The organism is Aquimarina rubra (genome assembly GCF_042684305.1).
GTDB classification, from domain to species: domain Bacteria; phylum Bacteroidota; class Bacteroidia; order Flavobacteriales; family Flavobacteriaceae; genus Aquimarina; species Aquimarina rubra.
Map to the genome: position 1 here is coordinate 844,188 of NZ_JBHULE010000019.1, position 17,577 is coordinate 861,764.

Annotated in this window: 15 protein-coding genes; 8 read left to right on the forward strand and 7 right to left on the reverse strand. The window is 34.3% G+C overall.

What is annotated here, in order from left to right; all coding sequences use genetic code 11:
• The first annotated feature begins 41 nt into the window (after positions 1–41).
• The 5 genes from ACFSR1_RS12315 to pyk all read left to right on the forward strand — a co-directional run bounded on the left by ACFSR1_RS12315 (position 42) and on the right by pyk (position 4,406).
• Positions 42–275 carry an acyl carrier protein gene (locus ACFSR1_RS12315; protein WP_027394586.1) on the forward strand — a complete coding sequence of 78 codons (234 nt, stop codon included), beginning with the start codon at positions 42–44 and terminating at the stop codon, positions 273–275.
• Positions 276–292: 17 nt separating this feature from the next.
• Positions 293–1,546: a beta-ketoacyl-ACP synthase II gene (gene fabF / locus ACFSR1_RS12320; RefSeq protein ID WP_378292886.1), complete on the forward strand. Its 1,254-nt coding sequence runs from the start codon at positions 293–295 to the stop codon at positions 1,544–1,546.
• 2 nt (positions 1,547–1,548) lie between these two features.
• Entirely contained in the window at positions 1,549–2,286 is a 738-nt protein-coding gene (rnc, locus tag ACFSR1_RS12325) for a ribonuclease III (protein ID WP_378179964.1), read from the forward strand.
• A 198-nt stretch (positions 2,287–2,484) separates the two neighbouring features.
• Positions 2,485–2,979 carry an IPExxxVDY family protein gene (locus tag ACFSR1_RS12330; RefSeq protein ID WP_378292888.1) on the forward strand — a complete coding sequence of 165 codons (495 nt, stop codon included), beginning with the start codon at positions 2,485–2,487 and terminating at the stop codon, positions 2,977–2,979.
• Positions 2,979–4,406, forward strand: a complete 1,428-nt coding sequence (gene pyk / locus ACFSR1_RS12335; RefSeq protein ID WP_378292890.1) for a pyruvate kinase — start codon at positions 2,979–2,981, stop codon at positions 4,404–4,406. The genes ACFSR1_RS12330 and pyk overlap by 1 nt, the downstream gene beginning before the upstream one ends.
• 71 nt (positions 4,407–4,477) lie before the next feature.
• On the opposite strand, the gene ACFSR1_RS12340 is transcribed toward pyk, so the two are convergent.
• The 5 genes from ACFSR1_RS12340 to ACFSR1_RS12360 all read right to left on the reverse strand — a co-directional run bounded on the left by ACFSR1_RS12340 (position 4,478) and on the right by ACFSR1_RS12360 (position 11,826).
• Positions 4,478–5,929: an ATP-binding protein gene (locus ACFSR1_RS12340; protein ID WP_378292892.1), complete on the reverse strand. Its 1,452-nt coding sequence runs from the start codon at positions 5,927–5,929 to the stop codon at positions 4,478–4,480.
• Between the two features lie 43 nt (positions 5,930–5,972).
• Positions 5,973–6,368: a DUF2721 domain-containing protein gene (locus tag ACFSR1_RS12345; protein WP_378292894.1), complete on the reverse strand. Its 396-nt coding sequence runs from the start codon at positions 6,366–6,368 to the stop codon at positions 5,973–5,975.
• Between the two features lie 175 nt (positions 6,369–6,543).
• Positions 6,544–7,098: a collagen-like triple helix repeat-containing protein gene (locus ACFSR1_RS12350; protein WP_378292896.1), complete on the reverse strand. Its 555-nt coding sequence runs from the start codon at positions 7,096–7,098 to the stop codon at positions 6,544–6,546.
• Between the two features lie 94 nt (positions 7,099–7,192).
• The gene (locus ACFSR1_RS12355) at positions 7,193–8,872 is read right to left on the reverse strand and encodes a helix-turn-helix domain-containing protein (protein WP_378292898.1); all 1,680 of its coding nucleotides are present in this window, start codon (positions 8,870–8,872) and stop codon (positions 7,193–7,195) included.
• A gap of 101 nt (positions 8,873–8,973) precedes the next feature.
• Positions 8,974–11,826 carry a VPS10 domain-containing protein gene (locus ACFSR1_RS12360; protein WP_378292900.1) on the reverse strand — a complete coding sequence of 951 codons (2,853 nt, stop codon included), beginning with the start codon at positions 11,824–11,826 and terminating at the stop codon, positions 8,974–8,976.
• 138 nt (positions 11,827–11,964) lie between these two features.
• Between ACFSR1_RS12360 and ACFSR1_RS12365 the strand changes: the two genes are divergently transcribed.
• Both ACFSR1_RS12365 and ACFSR1_RS12370 read left to right on the forward strand, forming a co-directional pair.
• The gene (locus ACFSR1_RS12365; protein WP_378292902.1) at positions 11,965–13,260 is read left to right on the forward strand and encodes an aminopeptidase P family protein; all 1,296 of its coding nucleotides are present in this window, start codon (positions 11,965–11,967) and stop codon (positions 13,258–13,260) included.
• Between the two features lie 148 nt (positions 13,261–13,408).
• Positions 13,409–13,783 carry a VOC family protein gene (locus ACFSR1_RS12370; protein ID WP_378292904.1) on the forward strand — a complete coding sequence of 125 codons (375 nt, stop codon included), beginning with the start codon at positions 13,409–13,411 and terminating at the stop codon, positions 13,781–13,783.
• On the opposite strand, the gene ACFSR1_RS12375 is transcribed toward ACFSR1_RS12370, so the two are convergent.
• Together ACFSR1_RS12375 and brnQ are read right to left on the reverse strand one after the other, a co-directional pair.
• Positions 13,780–15,120 carry a cytochrome-c peroxidase gene (locus tag ACFSR1_RS12375; RefSeq protein ID WP_378292906.1) on the reverse strand — a complete coding sequence of 447 codons (1,341 nt, stop codon included), beginning with the start codon at positions 15,118–15,120 and terminating at the stop codon, positions 13,780–13,782. The two genes, ACFSR1_RS12370 and ACFSR1_RS12375, sit on opposite strands and share 4 nt — an antisense overlap.
• Positions 15,121–15,246: 126 nt before the next feature.
• Complete coding sequence (gene brnQ, locus ACFSR1_RS12380; RefSeq protein WP_378292908.1) at positions 15,247–16,524, reverse strand: branched-chain amino acid transport system II carrier protein; 1,278 nt, start codon at positions 16,522–16,524, stop codon at positions 15,247–15,249.
• A gap of 70 nt (positions 16,525–16,594) precedes the next feature.
• Between brnQ and ACFSR1_RS12385 the strand changes: the two genes are divergently transcribed.
• Positions 16,595–17,374, forward strand: a complete 780-nt coding sequence (locus tag ACFSR1_RS12385) for an alpha/beta fold hydrolase (RefSeq protein WP_378292910.1) — start codon at positions 16,595–16,597, stop codon at positions 17,372–17,374.
• Positions 17,375–17,577 lie beyond the last annotated feature (203 nt).

Sequence of the window (17,577 nt, forward strand, 5' to 3'; positions counted from 1 at the left end):
TTTATTTTTGCGACCTAATTAAAAAATTAAAATTAAACATTATGTCAGACATTGCATCAAGAGTAAAAGCGATAATCGTTGACAAATTAGGAGTAGACGAAAATGAGGTTGTAACTGAAGCTAGCTTCACAAATGACCTAGGCGCTGATTCGTTAGACACTGTAGAATTGATTATGGAATTCGAAAAAGAATTCGATATTCAGATTCCAGATGATCAAGCTGAAAACATTGCAACAGTTGGTCAAGCAATATCTTATATTGAAGACGCAAAGTAATAACTTCACAACACAATATGAATCTTAAGCGAGTTGTAGTCACAGGACTAGGGGCATTGACGCCCATCGGTAACAATATTGAAGAATATTGGGATGGATTAGCAAATGGCAAGAGCGGTTGTGCTCCCATTACTTATTTTGACACCGAACATTTCAAGACTAAATTTGCTTGCGAAGTCAAAAATTACAATCCAGAAGACTTTTTTGATAGAAAAGAAGCACGTAAACTTGATAAATTTGCGCAATACGCTATTGTTTCTTCAGAAGAAGCAATAAAAGATGCCGGATTCGACCTTGAGAAGGTAGATAAATTTAGAGTTGGTGTTATCTGGGGTGCAGGTATCGGTGGATTAGAAACTTTTCAGGAAGAAGTAATTGGTTATGCCAAAGGGAATGGAACACCACGTTTCAATCCTTTCTTCATCCCGAAGATGATTGCTGATATTGCTCCTGGACATATTTCTATCAGAAATGGTTTTATGGGACCTAACTATACCACAGTTTCGGCTTGTGCCTCTTCTGCCAATTCAATGATCGATGCGCTAAACTATATTCGTTTAGGACATTGCGATATCATTGTTACCGGAGGAAGTGAAGCAGCAGTTACTATTGCCGGCATGGGAGGGTTTAATGCTATGCATGCACTATCTACAAGAAATGAAAGTCCGGAATCTGCCTCCAGACCTTTTGATGCAACCAGAGATGGTTTTGTATTAGGAGAAGGCGGTGGAGCCCTTATTCTTGAAGAATATGAACATGCTAAAGCACGTGGTGCTAAAATCTACGCAGAGGTTGTAGGTGGAGGAATGTCTAGTGATGCCTATCATATGACAGCCCCACATCCAGATGGGATTGGAGTAGAACGTGTAATGCTAAATTGTTTAAAAGATGCAGGTGTAGAACCAGAACAAGTAGACGCTATAAACACTCACGGAACATCCACTCCATTAGGAGATGTTGCAGAACTGAAAGCAATTACTAAAGTTTTTGGTGATCACGCACCTAACATCAACATAAATTCGACAAAATCTATGACAGGACACTTGCTGGGTGCTGCAGGAGCTATCGAGGCTATCGCTTCTATATTGGCTATGCAGAACAGTTTAGTTCCTCCAACAATCAATCACACTACTGTGGATGAAAACATAGATCCTACGTTAAATTTAACTTTAAACAAAGCTCAAAAACGTGATATTACTTACGCGATGAGCAACACCTTTGGCTTCGGAGGTCATAATGCTTGTGTATTATTTAAAAAACTAGACGAATAATAATGAGTGTTATTCGCAACATATTAAATTCCCGCTCTGAAAAGAACGGGAATTTTTTTTCCAAAATTCAAAATATTCTTGGCTTTAAACCTAAGAGTATTGCTCCCTATGAAAAGGCTTTTACCCACCGGTCTTTAAACCTAAAGGATAAAAAAGGAAACGCCGTTAACTATGAAAGATTAGAGTTTCTGGGTGACGCCATGCTAAGTAGTGTTATTGCTGCCCATCTTTTTAAAGAAGTTCCTGAAGGCAATGAAGGGTATCTCACCAAAATGCGCGCTAAGGTAGTTAGTAGAAAACATTTGAATGAACTAGGAAAGGATCTAAAATTAATCGATCTGGTTCGTACAAACATCCCAAAGTCTCAATTTGGAATAAATATTCACGGTAACCTTTTTGAAGCTCTAATCGGTGCTATTTATTTAGATAGAGGATTTGTTTATTGTGAACGTTTTATACACGAGGCAGTTATCAACCCATATGTAGATATAGATAGCCTCGAAGGGCAGATTATTAGTTATAAGAGTTTGTTGATTGAATGGTGCCAAAAGGTGAAAAAGAATTTCAACTATGAGATTTACGAGGATACCGGAAAAGATGAAATGAAGCATTTTGCAGTAAAGCTTTGGATTGATGAAAAAGTAGTAGCTAAAGCAAGAGCTACTTCTAAGAAAAAAGCAGAAGAAAAAGCCTCTAAAAGGGCTTACTTTGCATTTCAATCAAAAATTAATTTCCCATAAATCATAAACCTTCTTTTATATCTATTCTAAAAAGGTGTTAATAGATTGAAAAATTGTTAATTTCTTGTCTCTTTAGTTTTAGCAGCGCTAAAAGATACTAACTCAATCGTTTTCGTATAATATCTTTGTGTTTTATTAAACTTCTAAGGAGATTTTATTTGTATATTTCTCGATAATTCTGGAAAAATGTAATTTCTAATGGCGATCCAAAGGTTAGTTTTAGATACCATTATGGATGATGATTATGACCTAATTGCCATTCATTGTTCGTTAGCTTCATATCGATTAGCTTTTGCGTTAAATAAATATGTGGATCTTAGGCTTTTCAGAAAAAAGCAAGATATAAAATTTGAATATGATACGTTTTCAGCAAGTTTTCCGCTGTTTCAATATCAAGATCATTTCCAATATAATACATATAGTCTTTTGGGAAATAAGTATAGAACAAAAACTGAAACTGAAACTGCACCATCTACTGGGTTATTTGCTGCGGCAGAAGAGGATAGTTATATTACTAAACATCTGATCCCAGAACTAAAAAATGTGGATTACTTTTTGAAGATAGAAGCTGAAACTTCTCAATTTTCTAGTAAATCCTTAACAACTAAATTGCTTGCCATACCACAGATCATAACAGCTTATGTTGTAGATTATACTCAACTAAAATCAAAGAACAATTTAATATTTGAATAATGCCAAAAACCAAAAAAACTAAAATAGTGGCAACACTTGGACCTGCTACCAGTACAAAAGAAGTACTGAAAAATATGCTTGATGCAGGTGTAAATGTTTTTAGAATAAACTTTTCTCACGCTGATTATGAGGATGTTAAAGAGCGTGTAAAAATGATACGTAATTTAAGTGAAACACACGGTTACAATGCGGCTATATTAGCAGATTTACAAGGGCCAAAGTTAAGAGTTGGTGTCATGAAAGGGGATGTCATTGTCAATGATGGTGATCTTATTAATTTTGTTACTGGTAAGCCTTTTGAAGGCACCACAGAAAAAGTATACATGAACTATGCTAATTTTCCAAAAGATGTAAAATCAGGAGAACGGGTTTTACTAGATGACGGAAAGTTAATTTTTGAAGTGGTTTCATCTAATAATAAAGACACTGTTAAAGCCAAAGTAATTCAGGGAGGTCCTTTGAGATCTAAAAAAGGAGTGAATCTTCCAAATACTAATATTTCTTTACCTGCACTTACAGAAAAAGATGTGAAGGATGCAATTTTTGCTTGTAGCCTACAAGTGGATTGGATCGCATTATCTTTTGTACGTCACGCACAGGATCTTATTGGATTACAGGATTTAATTAAGGAGCATAGTGAACATAAAATCCCTATCGTTGCGAAAATTGAAAAACCAGAAGGTGTAGAAAATATCGATAAGATTGTTGCGTATTGTGATGGTTTAATGGTAGCCAGAGGAGATCTTGGAGTAGAAATTCCTGCACAAGAAGTGCCACTGATCCAAAAGAAACTAGTTTTAAAAGCTAAAACAGCCAGAATACCTGTGATTATAGCTACACAAATGATGGAGACTATGATCGACAGTTTAACACCTACTCGTGCTGAGGTTAATGATGTAGCCAACTCTGTAATGGATGGTGCTGATGCTGTTATGCTTTCTGGTGAGACCTCTGTGGGTAAATATCCTGTACAGGTTATTGAAACCATGACTAAAATCATTAATAGTGTAGAGAACTCTGATTTGATACAGGTTCCTCAAAATCCGCCTCATATAAGAACCAATAGATTTATTACAAAATCGATTTGTTATCATGCGGCGCACATGGCCAATGATATCAATGCCAAAGCCATTTGTACATTAACTAATAGTGGATATACCGCATTTCAGATATCTGCCTGGAGACCGGGAGCGCATATTTTAGTTTTTACCAGTAATAAAAGGATTCTTTCTCAGCTTAGTCTTCTTTGGGGTGTTAAAGCGTTTTATTATGACAAATATGTAAGTACCGACCAAACCGTAGAAGATGTTAATAATCTTGCACTAGAACGTGGGTTTGTGGAAAAAGGTGATATGTTGATTAACCTTGCGGCAATGCCAGTAGCCGAAAAAGGAATGGTAAACACATTAAGAGTATCACAGACATAAAAAGTATAGCTTGCTAATTACTATAAATGAAACAGACCACCCAGATGGGTGGTCTGTTTCATTTATAGTAATCAAAATTCGATAGTAAATGTGGTACCTGCATCTACTTCACTCTCTACAGAAATACTACCATCCATAGATTCAACCTGATTTTTTGTTAGGAATAATCCGATGCCCACTGCATCTTCGTTGTAGTGAAAAGTCTTGTACATACCGAATACTTTATCTTTAAAAAGTGTCAAATCAATTCCTCTTCCATTATCTGAAACTTTTAGATACTTCTTGTCTTTGTCTATGTAGGACTTGATATTAATGATGGGATCTCTGTCTGAATGTTTGTACTTTATAGCATTGGTAATTAAATTTAATAATATACTTTCCAAATAGGCAGGTATATAACGAATCTCTTCTAGTGCTGTGAAATCCGAACGTATTTGACAATTACTATTACTAACCATATGACTAATCCCATTCACAACCAGATGTAAAGCATCTTTAAATTTTACCGGAATTTTTTGTTGTTTATTGTTGGTTTGTATGGTTACAACTTCATTAAGATGTTCTATTGTGGTATTTAAGTTGTCAGAAATTGTTTTTACCTCATTTATAAGTTCTTCTTTTTCTTGTGGATCATTAACATCTTCTATAAGCTGAACTAAAAGCGACAAATTGCTGGTGTGTGATCTAAGATTATGAGATACAATATGTGCAAAATTGAACAGTCTGGAGTTCTGACCAGCAATAATATCAACCGATTTCTGCAAGCTGATTTCTTTTCTTTTAAGATCATCAATATCTTGAAAAACACCTCTGATTCCTATAATCTCCTTAGCTTCATTATATATGGGTTTTCCGATAGCCCGAGCCCAAAACTCTCTGTTGTTTGCAGTCACCATTTTTATTTCGGTATTAAATGGTGTTCCTATCATGGCACAATTTAAAAAACAATCTACAGCCAGTTGCCTACAGTCTTCTGCGTAATAATTTGCCGAATGTTTTAAAGAGGGCTTATAATCCTCTGGATACTCTAATATTCTGTAGGTTTCGAAATCCCAATAACTCTCTTTTTTTTGGAAATCTACATGCCAACTTCCTGTAGAAGTCATCTGAGCCGTTTCTTGATAGTAGAAATTATCTTTTTTGAGTGTTCCTTCTTGGTCAAGCTTAATTTCAAAGAAAAACAGAAAACATCCTTCTATTCTGATATTTACAGGTAATTCGCTATTTGTTGCACATCTAAACAATTGATACTTCCCGTTTTTTTTAAGTATCTTAATATGTTGCTTAAAGTTTAAATCATTGATGCGATAATTGAGGAAATTATCCCTAAAAACATCTACATCGTTTTTATGAATAAGCGCGTCTAAAAAATAATCTAAATTGGATCGAATATCATTCTTTGTATATCCCAGATTCTCATAGAACTTATCAGACCAATCCTCTTTGTAAGGGTTTTTGTGTAGCTGCCAGTAACCTGTATTGAAGTCTTGCAGAACATTACTATAGAGTTCATTCTTAAGCATTTAAAGTTGGTTAAAATAAATGATTCTAACAATATAAGAATTTCTAATTGTTTTCCTCAATTCTGTCTAACCTTATAGAAAGTGCTTTTGTAGAAATCTGAACCTCAATAAATGACAAACACAGCGAAATCATTAGTGCAAACAAACTTATTCCAAATATTAAATTTGCTAAACCATTTTCCTCAACATATAACAAAAACATAGTAATTACACTAGTAAGAAAACTTACAATTGCAATTGCTTGCATGTTTCTTATCAACCATAATCGCTTTCTTAAGTTTTTGATTTGCAACACCGTGTTTTTTGATGGCGTATTCAAATACTCCTTATGCAATTGACGTATTAAGGCAGCGATTGCCAAATATCTTGCATTATATGCCAACATAGTTAATGATATTGCAGGAAAAAGCAATGCCGGAATGCTCATAGTAAGTGTCATAGAAAACTTTTTATAAACACTAATTTACTGTAAAACTTATACTTTGATTCCTTTCGAACTGATAAATAATTCACTAATTATTCTTTATAATCGTTAGATTCTAAAATAAAGTAGTGAACAAGGTATGCTTGTTCACTACTACAAATCCTAAATAATAAATAGTACATGCCAGGGGTTATTCCGAAATATTAAAGAGTGTTGTTATTTCTTTGTAACTCATACTTGCAAAATCTTCTGTCGACCTGGAATTATTTATAGCCACTCCCCCAGGAATAATTATATATCTAAAAACATCGTTAAGGAAAGGTTCTCCTATGTTATTAGTTCCTATTCCTTCTACACCGATATTCAATGTTCCTGCATTGATTACTCTAAAAAAATAGCTTTCATTTAAAAACCCATAAAATGTAACCGGTACTTGGTAAATTGTATTGGTTGTACTTCTGGCATATACTAGAATAGTACCCGTGTCCAAAATTTCTTGTGTGATTTCTGGAGCATCAATATTAAATGCATCAAAACCATCCGTGATGTCATTCTCAAATCCAGAATCTATCCAATCAGAATACATCACGTTTGCCGTTCCGGGTTCTCCTTGTTCTCCTTGTGGGCCTTGTTCACCCTGTTCTCCTTGTGGTCCAATAGCTCCATCTTCTCCTTCACAGGAAAAAATAACTACAGATAAAACTAAAACAGTAATAAGCCTCACTAAATTTGTCATTGCTTTCATTTTTTTACGATTTAAAAATTAATGCAACAAACCTAGCAATGGATGAAAATCGAAGTGTCCTAGAAATTTGAATTTCAAAGAATTCGGACGGTATTCAGGGGGTTTCCCTATATTCTTTGGGTGAAATACCTGTGTATTTTTTAAAAGCGCTATAAAAAGTAGACTTAGAATTAAAGCCAGCTTCTAAAGCGATGTCTAATATCGTATAATTCGAAAATTTTGGATCTTTAAGTTTAGACTTTGCATCATCAATACGAAAGCTATTTACATAATCCGAAAAATTAGATCCGCTTAATTTATTGACCATCTGCGATAAATAATTGCTACTTATCTTAAGCATTTTAGAAATACTATCAAGTCCTAAATTTGAGTCTCTATAAATCTTCGCTTCTTTCATTAAAAAATGAAGTTCTTTAAAATACAAATTGTCATTGGTGATATTCGTTGTATTCTTAATGTTAATCTGTGCAAGTTTCTTAGCTGTGAGTTTAGCAATAAGTTGAAATAATAGGATATGATGTTCATTAAAAAAACCCTCTTGAGAATGTTCTGAATCTAAAACTCCCACTACCTTATCATCAACCATAATTGGAACCGCTAATTCAGATTTTCGACTAATATCATCGACAACGTATCGCTCATCATAGGTAACATTGTATACACATTCGTATTCTCCGGATTGAGCAACCTGTCCTACAATTCCTTCTCCCATAGAAATTTCTATAGGACTTAAGATACTTCGCTCGCCTAGGTTTTTATTGCCAAATGCCGCTTTCTGAACGAGAACATTTTTTGATTCATCTACAATATATATGATACAATCTTCTAATTGTAAATAGGCTATGCAATTCTCTACAATATCCCACAAAACATCTTCAAGTTTATTTTTATCAAATAGAGAAGTTGAAAAATAACTCAGTATACCTGTAATCTGGGATGGTTTGTCGTAATGGATTAACTCTAATTCTTCTTCTGAAAACATGTGATTTAGTCCAGACATTCTGAAATTCTGTATGGCTTTCTGAACTGCTTCTTCCTCAGATTCTTTTCTTTCGGCAACTTCATTAAGATGTTTTGAACCTAAATATAAAAATGTAAAGTAAAAAAGTAGGTATAAAATCCAGTATGGATAATAAGGAAAATGACCACTAATATCTTCTCTTATAAAAAATAGAATAATCGTTAATAACCAAATGACATTGAACGTAACAAAAATGGCAACAATAGTTTTAATCCATTGTGTTTTTTTTCTTACCTGATTAAAAGATAATCGTCCAAGTGTGTTTTCGTACTTATGAATGATCATAAGATTCCAAATGCTTAGAATAATATTGAATGTCAATGCAGAGTTCTCATCGATCTCTGTATGAATGATCGTGAAAACTTCTCTCGAAATCCAAGTATAATCCAAAAAAACGTTGATTTTAAGTATGGTGTACAGTACAAAAAAACCAATAAATGGAAGAAACAAGTAGTTTCGATTCCTTACATACAGTTCTTCTTTTTTTAAATAATAACAAATAAATGCCGTAAAATAAACTGGTGACAAATATTGAAATGGGATAAAGAAAGCCAATATCCAAGAATAAGACTTTTGGATACCAAAATCCATCAATAATACCTGTATAATAACCAGATTAGCAGTAATCAAAAACCCATAAAAAAATCGATACGTTTTATCCTTTTTCCAAAAAATAAAGAGCTTCCATAGTGCTATGACAACAAGTGTCAGGCATCCTAAAAAGATCACCGTATTATAAGGGTTTACTTTCATTACGTTGGTTAATAAACTTTATATAAAGTAACGCAAAAAGATTGACTGTCTTTATATAATTGTGTAATAAATACTAAACGTAATAAATTCGGATTTATGCTTTATTTTATTTCAAAAGGAACTTTTTCGGTTAATTTTCCGTCAGAAATAATCACTTCGTATTTTCCCACAGGAAGATAATATTTGCCATTTTTCTTTTCTGTTATGTCTTCATCTGGAAATTCTTTTAACAGCACCTTTCTTCCTTTATCTGAAATGGTGAGATCATACTCTGTATAATTCAATCCTTTATCTGAATCAGAAGAAAACTCCTGAAGCGTTTTTCCGCTTTCGGTTGCAATCTTAACAGTAGCTGTTCCAGAGTTGTTAGCGTAATATTTAATAGTGGTAGAAGGCTCATAAGCATCTAACCACTTACTCCAGGAACTTCCCCAACGTGGCGACGCTTTTACTGTACTCATTGGATATAAATACAAACCAGAAGCAAGCACTTCCGCATTTAAATTTTGTAGCGGTTCAATATTTGTTTTATAAATACTTCTACCATGAGTTCCTAACAACAGATCATTGGCTTCGGGCTGTACAACAATATCGTGCACTGCCACGTTTGGCACTCCATTAAAAAATACTTGCCAAGTGTTTCCTTTATCCAATGAAACATAAGCACCATTATCCGATCCGACATACAATACATTTTCATTCTTAGGATCTTCTTTGATTACGTTAACTGCGGATATAGGCAATTCTCTTCCAATGTTTTTCCATGTTTGACCATAATTATCACTCATATAAACATATGGGGTAAAGTCATCCCATCGATATCCATTTAAGCTTACATACACACGTTCTTTTTTGTGTGCAGAGGCTATAACTCTGGATACCCATAAATCTTTTGGAAAACTATCGGAAATTTTATTCCAGTTTCCTCCTGCATTTTTGGTAACATAAACCAAACCATCATCACTACCAGTATATATTAACCCAAACTGAAATACTGATTCAGAAATAGAGGTCAATGTACCATATGCTACATTTCCTTTTTTACCACCGTTGGTAAGATCATTAGAAATTGCAGTCCATTCATCACCTTGATTCATAGATCTCATCAATTTATTTCCACCTAAATATAAAATATCCTGATTGTGTGGTGATAATAAAATAGGTGTTTGCCAATTAAATCGATATGGAGATTCTCCCAATTCATGTTTTGGTTGAATATAAGTTTGTTCATCAGTTGATCGATCTAATCTAAAATAATTTCCAAACTGAAACCCGGTATACACAATATTGCTATCACGATTATCAATCTGTACCTGCATACCATCACCTCCCATAATACTTTTCCAAGGATAATGACCGCTTTGATGCCAAGAAGCATCTTCTCTTGCATTAACAGAACCAACCCATACACCATTGTCCTGTAGTCCTCCATATACATTATATGGTTTCTCATGATCTACATTAATTGCATAAAACTGACCAACACTCGGTTGATTCGCTTTGATCCAATTCTCTCCATCATCGTAGGTAATATTCACACCTCCATCATTACCATTCACCAAATGATTGGGGTTTTTAGGGTTTATCCAAAGTGAATGGTGATCTGCGTGCACATTTTCTGCACTAATACTTTTGTATGTTTTTCCACCGTCTTTTGATTTCAGAATCGGTACTCCAGAGATATAAATATGGTCTTTATTTGCTGGGTTTACTTGTATCTGAGCAAAGTAATATCCATAACTATAGAAAATGTCGTCCAGATATTCTTTATGTGTTTTTTCCCATGTTTTACCACCATCATCGCTTCTGTACACTTCGGCACCAATTACCGGAGTATCGAAAAGTGCTGCATTTGCATTTTCTAAATATTTTGCAAGATCGATTGGCTTTACAGAACCGCTTCGAACCATTTGCTTCACATTTTCCGCACGATATTTTTCCTGAAATCCATTAGTTTTTAGATAACGGTTCAGCTTTTTATCTTCTAAATTTAGAAAAGCATCTACAGACATGGTTTTAAAATCATCTTTAGTGAGCCCGGTACCTTTTTCTGTTTTTTTACTGTCTTTTCTTCTAAACTGGCTATCGTGAACAGCATACAAAGTATTTGAATCAAAAACTGCTAATCCTATTCTTCCTACTCCATTCCCTGTCGGAAAACCACTTCCTTCTAGCGAAATTTTATTCCAAGTATTACCGGCATCTATACTTTTATAAATCCCTGATCCTGATCCATTCCCTTCAAAATTCCAAGCCTTACGATCCTTATCCCAAGCAGCAGCATAGATAATATTAAAATTGTCAGGTGCATAAGCAACATCGATAATTCCTGTTTCGTTATTAATGAACAATGTTTTTTTCCAAGTAGTCCCTCCGTCTGTAGTTTTATATATCCCTCTTTCCTCATTATTAGAATACAGATGTCCTGTAACACCAACTATTACCTCATCAGAATTAGTAGGGTTTATAATAATTCTACCAATATGATGAGAGTCGATAAGTCCTACATTTTGCCAGGTTTTTCCTTTGTCATTAGATTTTAGAATTCCTATTCCTGCATACGATGATCTGGATGAATTGTTTTCTCCGGTACCAACCCAAATAATTCCATTTTTCCAATCCACAGCGATATCGCCTACATTGATGGTTTCGGCATTATCCAATACAGGTTCGAAAGTAGTTCCATTATTTATTGTATGCCACAATCCACCGGAAGCATAAGCAACATAAAATTCTGTGGTGTTTTCAGGATTTACGTCCACATCTACTACGCGACCACTCATAACGGATGGCCCTATGTTTTCAAAAGGAACATTCTTAACAAGAGATGATTTTTCTAGTTGTGCTTTTTGTAAAAGTCCTTTTTGAATTTCTTCAGCTAGTGTTGCTGGTTGCTGAGAAAAAATTGAAATACTAATGAATAGTAGTAAAAAAGATGAGAAGTATGTTTTCATTACGATGGAAATTTAGATGGCTGAAAGTATAGAATGCTAATATAGTGTCAAAATTTTTAGATATTGTTTAACAATACATCCTTTTGGCTTTAGTATTTTTGGAATTCCATAATACACAACATTTAATACATTGAACATATGAAATATCACCTAATAGATAAAAATCTCTTTATAAAGAACAGAAAGAACTTTGCAGCTAAGATGAAACCTAATAGTATTGCAGTTTTTAATAGTAATGATATCTATCCTATTAGCGCCGATAGTACAATGCCTTTCGAACAACATCGGGATATTTTTTATTTAAGTGGTGTAGATCAGGAAGAAAGTGTTTTGGTCTTATTTCCAGATGCTCCCAATGAAAAACATCGTGAAATCTTATTCTTAAAAGAAACTAGTGAATTAATTGCCATTTGGGAAGGCGAAAAGTTGACAAAAGAAAAAGCTTTTGAAACTTCAGGAATCAAGACCGTGTATTGGTTACAAGATCTGGAGAAAATATTCTTTGAGATCATGACGCAATGTGATACCGTATATGTCAATACTAATGAGCATTATAGAGCAAATGTAGAAACTGAGACCAGAGAAGATCGTTTTACTAAATGGTGGAAAGCTAAATATCCTGCTCACTCTGTTGCAAAAAGTAATCCTATACTACAACGACTACGTTCTGTAAAAGATGCCATAGAAATTGATTTGATGCAAACTGCTTGTAACATCACAGAAAAAGGATTCAGAAGATTACTTGGTTTTGTAAAACCAGGGGTATGGGAATATAATCTTGAAGCTGAGTTATTACACGAATTTATAAATCACCGATCTAAAGGTTTTGCATACACTCCTATTATTGCCAGTGGTAATAATGCCAATGTATTACATTATATAGAAAATAATCAGCAATGTAAGGAAGGAGAGTTGATACTGATGGATATTGCCGCAGAATATGCTAATTACTCTAGTGATTTAAGTCGTACAATTCCTGTATCCGGTAAGTTTACAGATCGACAAAGAGCTGTGTATGACGCAGTTTTACGAGTAAAAAATGAGGCAACCAAAATGTTGGTGCCTGGTGCTATCTGGGCAGATTATCACGTAGAAGTTGGTAAAATAATGACCTCAGAATTATTGGGACTTGGACTTATCGATAAAGCCGATGTGCAAAATGAAGATCCTGAGTGGCCAGCTTATAAAAAGTATTTTATGCACGGTACTTCTCATCATATTGGTTTAGATACTCATGATTATGGAATCTTAACTGAGCCGATGCAGGCTAATATGGTCTTTACCGTCGAACCGGGAATCTATATTCCTGATGAAGGATTTGGAATAAGATTAGAAGATGATGTAGTCGTACAGGAAAAGGGAGAACCTTTTAACTTAATGGCGAATATACCTATTGAAGCAGAAGAAATTGAAGAATTAATGAATCAGTCATAGATTGAATTTTATATTTATAAGGAATCACAAACCTGATAGCTTTTAAAAGCTATCAGGTTTTTTTGTGACCGTTTTTTGAAATTTTATAGAATATTTATACTGATTTTATCGTTGCATAGCAAAACGTTAAAGAGTTACAATGCAGCGAATGAAAATTACAGCAGGGCATCAACAAGCAATGCCATATTTGGTGGTCGAAAATGCCGATGATTTTATTGATTTTATCAGAAAAATATTCAACGCTCAGGAAATGATCCGTAAAGTCGATACCGCCTACAAAATTGAACATTCTGAGGTGATGATAGGAGACGCAACTATTATGATCACAGAAGCCTCCAAAACATATCCTGCTCAACATACTTCGATGTACGTATATGTAAAAGACACGGATCAAACCTACTATAATGCGATTGACGCAGGAGCCATATCCCTAATGCAACCTATGGAGGAAGATTATGGAGCCCGAGGAGCCGGTTTTAAAGATCCTTATGGGAATACCTGGTGGATCGCAACCTTAAATTAATCACATCCTAAATCCGCTCTGGATGTATCGTCGTTATTTGGGAAACAATTTCCAGAATTGATAGACGCTGGTACATATCTACTCAATTCAGGATCCCTTAAACTATTCTCGATAAAAGAAGTCATATTATCAATCTCTTCTTCTGTGAGATTGATAGTTCCAAACTGGGATGCTAAATTATCTGAAGGTACCTCAGCGTTTTGCGGAGTTCCCTGGTTTTTATAAGATATTACATCTTTTACCGAAGTAAAAGTTCCTCCGTGACCGTAGAAACCATTGTCTATAATATTATATAGCGTTGGAGTTTTAAACTTAAAATTATCCGCCGGATTGTTGGTAAAACCACCTCTACCTCTTTTAACGTTTTCCATATTTACATCAGATAAAAGTATGGCGTCATTGGTGTCGTTAAAATCTCCCATTCCAAAAGCATAAAATCCAGTATCATTTAATGCAGGTCCTGTATGACATTCATAACATTTTCCTTTTCCAAAAAAAACAATCGCTCCTTTTTTCTCTGCATCGCTTAATGCATTATTATTCCCTTTTAACCAATCCTGCCAAGGAGATCTATTTGCCAATAATGTTCTCTCATAAGCAGCAATTGCTAAAGCAGCATTATTTGTTGTATATCTTTCATTTTCTGCTACATCAGGAAATGCAGCATCAAATAGCGTTTTATATCCAAACGTATTCACAAACCCAGCATCAATTTGTAATCTATGCACACCTTGTCCCTTGATAGCTTGTACTTCTATTCCTTGAAGTCCTAAAAAATTTTCCTGAATATTCGTCCAACTAGCCTCTGTACCTGCATTGGTACCTGTTCCTCCAAATTGTCCGTTCCAAAGCATCACATCTTGATATGCTACGTTTAATATTGTTGGGGACTTTATTGGTTGTACGTCTACAGAATCTCTGGGAACAGAAGAATTTACAACTCTTTCTTCTCCTCTTATTCCGAAACCAACGCCACACTCACCAATTCCTTGTCGTAAACCAGCACCAAAACCAGCTGCTGCCTGATGACAAGATGCACAAGAATAAGTCGATTCCATCTCTGAAATCTTTGGATTTCCTCCTGTAGCGGTCTCGTGTAATAACAATTTTCCTAGAGTAACTTTTTCTGTTGTAATTGGATTTAATGGATCTTGTGGAATATTTGCAAAGTCGTCACTTTCCGGTAATACAAAGAATGCTGCTCCTTCTCCGTTAGACGCATCATCCAAAGCGCTTAACAATTCTACATCCAAATTTGACGTTATTGGAATATAATCATCCTTTGTACATGAAGATATTAGTATAGCAGCAACGGCCAGAAATATTAGTTTTTTCATTAGTGTATATTTTTCCCCTTATTGATAAAATTCCCTTTTTTTAACACTCTTAACAAAATGTTAAAATGCGAATTTAGCAAAAAAAGGTTATTCCATACAATTTTTACTCTTTAAAAACATCAAAATCTATTTGGATTTAAAGAATTTGATAAAGATATTACTAAAAATAAAACCAAAAGTAGCTGGAAGTAACCACGCTAAACTATATTGACCAAGTGGAATAGCCTCCAAAATAGGCTGTACTTGATCCTGAAATCCAATTGATGCCAAAAAATCAGGGAAACTAAATAAAATAGTCGTGACAACAACAACTCTAAATACGAAAGAAGAAGTGAACTTTTCTGGCAATACATTTAATAATATTAATACTATAGTAATTGGGTAAATGAACATTAAAGCAGGAACAGCAACCACAATAATATCGTGTACGTCTAATTGCCCCATTACAACCCCAAGAACACACCCAATAATTGCTGTAACGATATATGCTTGCTGAGACTCTCTGAATAACCCTTTTATAAAATCCGAAGTTCCTGTTACGATTCCAACGGCTGTAGTAAAGCATGCTAAAGAAACAAGCACGCTTAAAAAAGTGCTCCCAATAGTTCCTAGTGTTTTTAAACTTAGACCCGACAACAATTCTGTTCTGCTGATGTTGCCTTCAAAATCACTATTAAACAAAGCTCCATTATATATCAATCCTGCATACACTATAAACAGTCCGATTCCTGCAATGATTCCCGAATTGCGTATTAATAATCGGTTTTCTGCAAATGTTTTTCTTCCTTTTAATCGAAGTGAAATAATAACCACACCTCCTACAACCACCGCTCCGATCGCATCAAATGTTTGGTACCCCTCTAATAATCCATTTACCACAGGTGTTTCAAAAACCGAAATATTCATTGGAGAATGGGTAGAAAAAATTCCTATACAAATAATGCTAAGAATCACTAGAAAGATAATAGGAGTGAGAAACTTTCCTATTATATTTAAGATTTTTGATCGATTAAGTACAAAAAATAATACCAATCCAAAATATAGACTACTTGTTAATAATGAACTAGTTCCAAAAAAAGGTTGGATAGCCATCTCGTGAGTCACTGAAGCTGTTCTGGGAGACGGCAATGTAATTGAAATAGCATAGACAATAAGACAGTAAATAAGACTAAAGGCAGGAGACACTTTCTTTCCGAAATCCAGCATAGTTCCTTGTAATCGTGCATGTGCGAAAATTCCGAGCAACGGCAATACTACCGCAGAAATAACAAAACCAACAGCAACCCACAACCACATTTCACCTGCTTTAAAACCCAGGTTAGGAGGCAAGATCAAATTGCCCGCTCCGAAAAACATAGAGAACAAAGCAAATCCCGTGATAAAAGTTTCTTTATTAAATTGCATTTGGTTAGGTTTATATCGCTTAAACGAAAATTGATAATTTGATAAAAAAGTTGAAATATAAAATTTCAAAATGACATTAGCATACAAAGGCATTGAAATTCATTATAACACCTTAGGAAAAGGTGCTCCTTTAGTTTTTTTACATGGTTTTTTAGAAAACTCTACAATGTGGAATGAGATCGTTTCTTATTTTTCTAATACATACACATGTATTACTATTGATTTGTTAGGACACGGAAAAACAGATTGTATCGGTTATATCCATAGAATGGAAGATATGGCAGAGGCGGTTAAGGCTGTTTTAGATACCATCAAAATTGATAATCCCATATTTATTGGTCACTCTATGGGTGGATATGTTTCATTAGCTTATTTAGATTTGTTTCCCAAAAACGTTTCCGGACTTGTATTACTCAATTCTACTTCTTTACCAGATAGCCAGGAAAAAAAAATAAACAGAAGTAGAGCAATAGATATCGTTAAGAAAAATCCTGATGCATATACCAGTATGGCAATCGCCAATCTTTTTGCAGAAGAAAACCGTTTAACATATAGTAGTCAAATCGAAGCTATAAAGAATGAAGCTTCCAAAACTCCACTACAAGGAATTATCTCAGCCTTGGAAGGCATGAAAATCAGAAAAGATCATACTTCAATTTTATTAGAGTTTAAAAAACCGAAAGTCATTTTTGCAGGAGAAAAAGATCCTGTGTTATCATACCAACAAAACCTTAATGAGTCCAAACAATGTAAAACAGATTTAATTTCGTTTGATGGGGGGCATATGTCTTATATCGAAAATCATGATGAGTTTATAAAAGCATTACTACATTTTCTAAAATATACCTGATCTATTTTCCTTTTTTTACCCCATATTGATTACTCGAAAAAAAGCCACATTCGAAACACGTTTGTTCGACCAAGTGCACTTTTTAGGGTCAAAAACACTATAAAATAGAATTTTCAAGCATATTTTAAAGTTTTTTTAAAAATTTTTCTTACAAATCGTTGTTAATAACTAAAAAAATGTTATTATTGTATTGATAATGAACT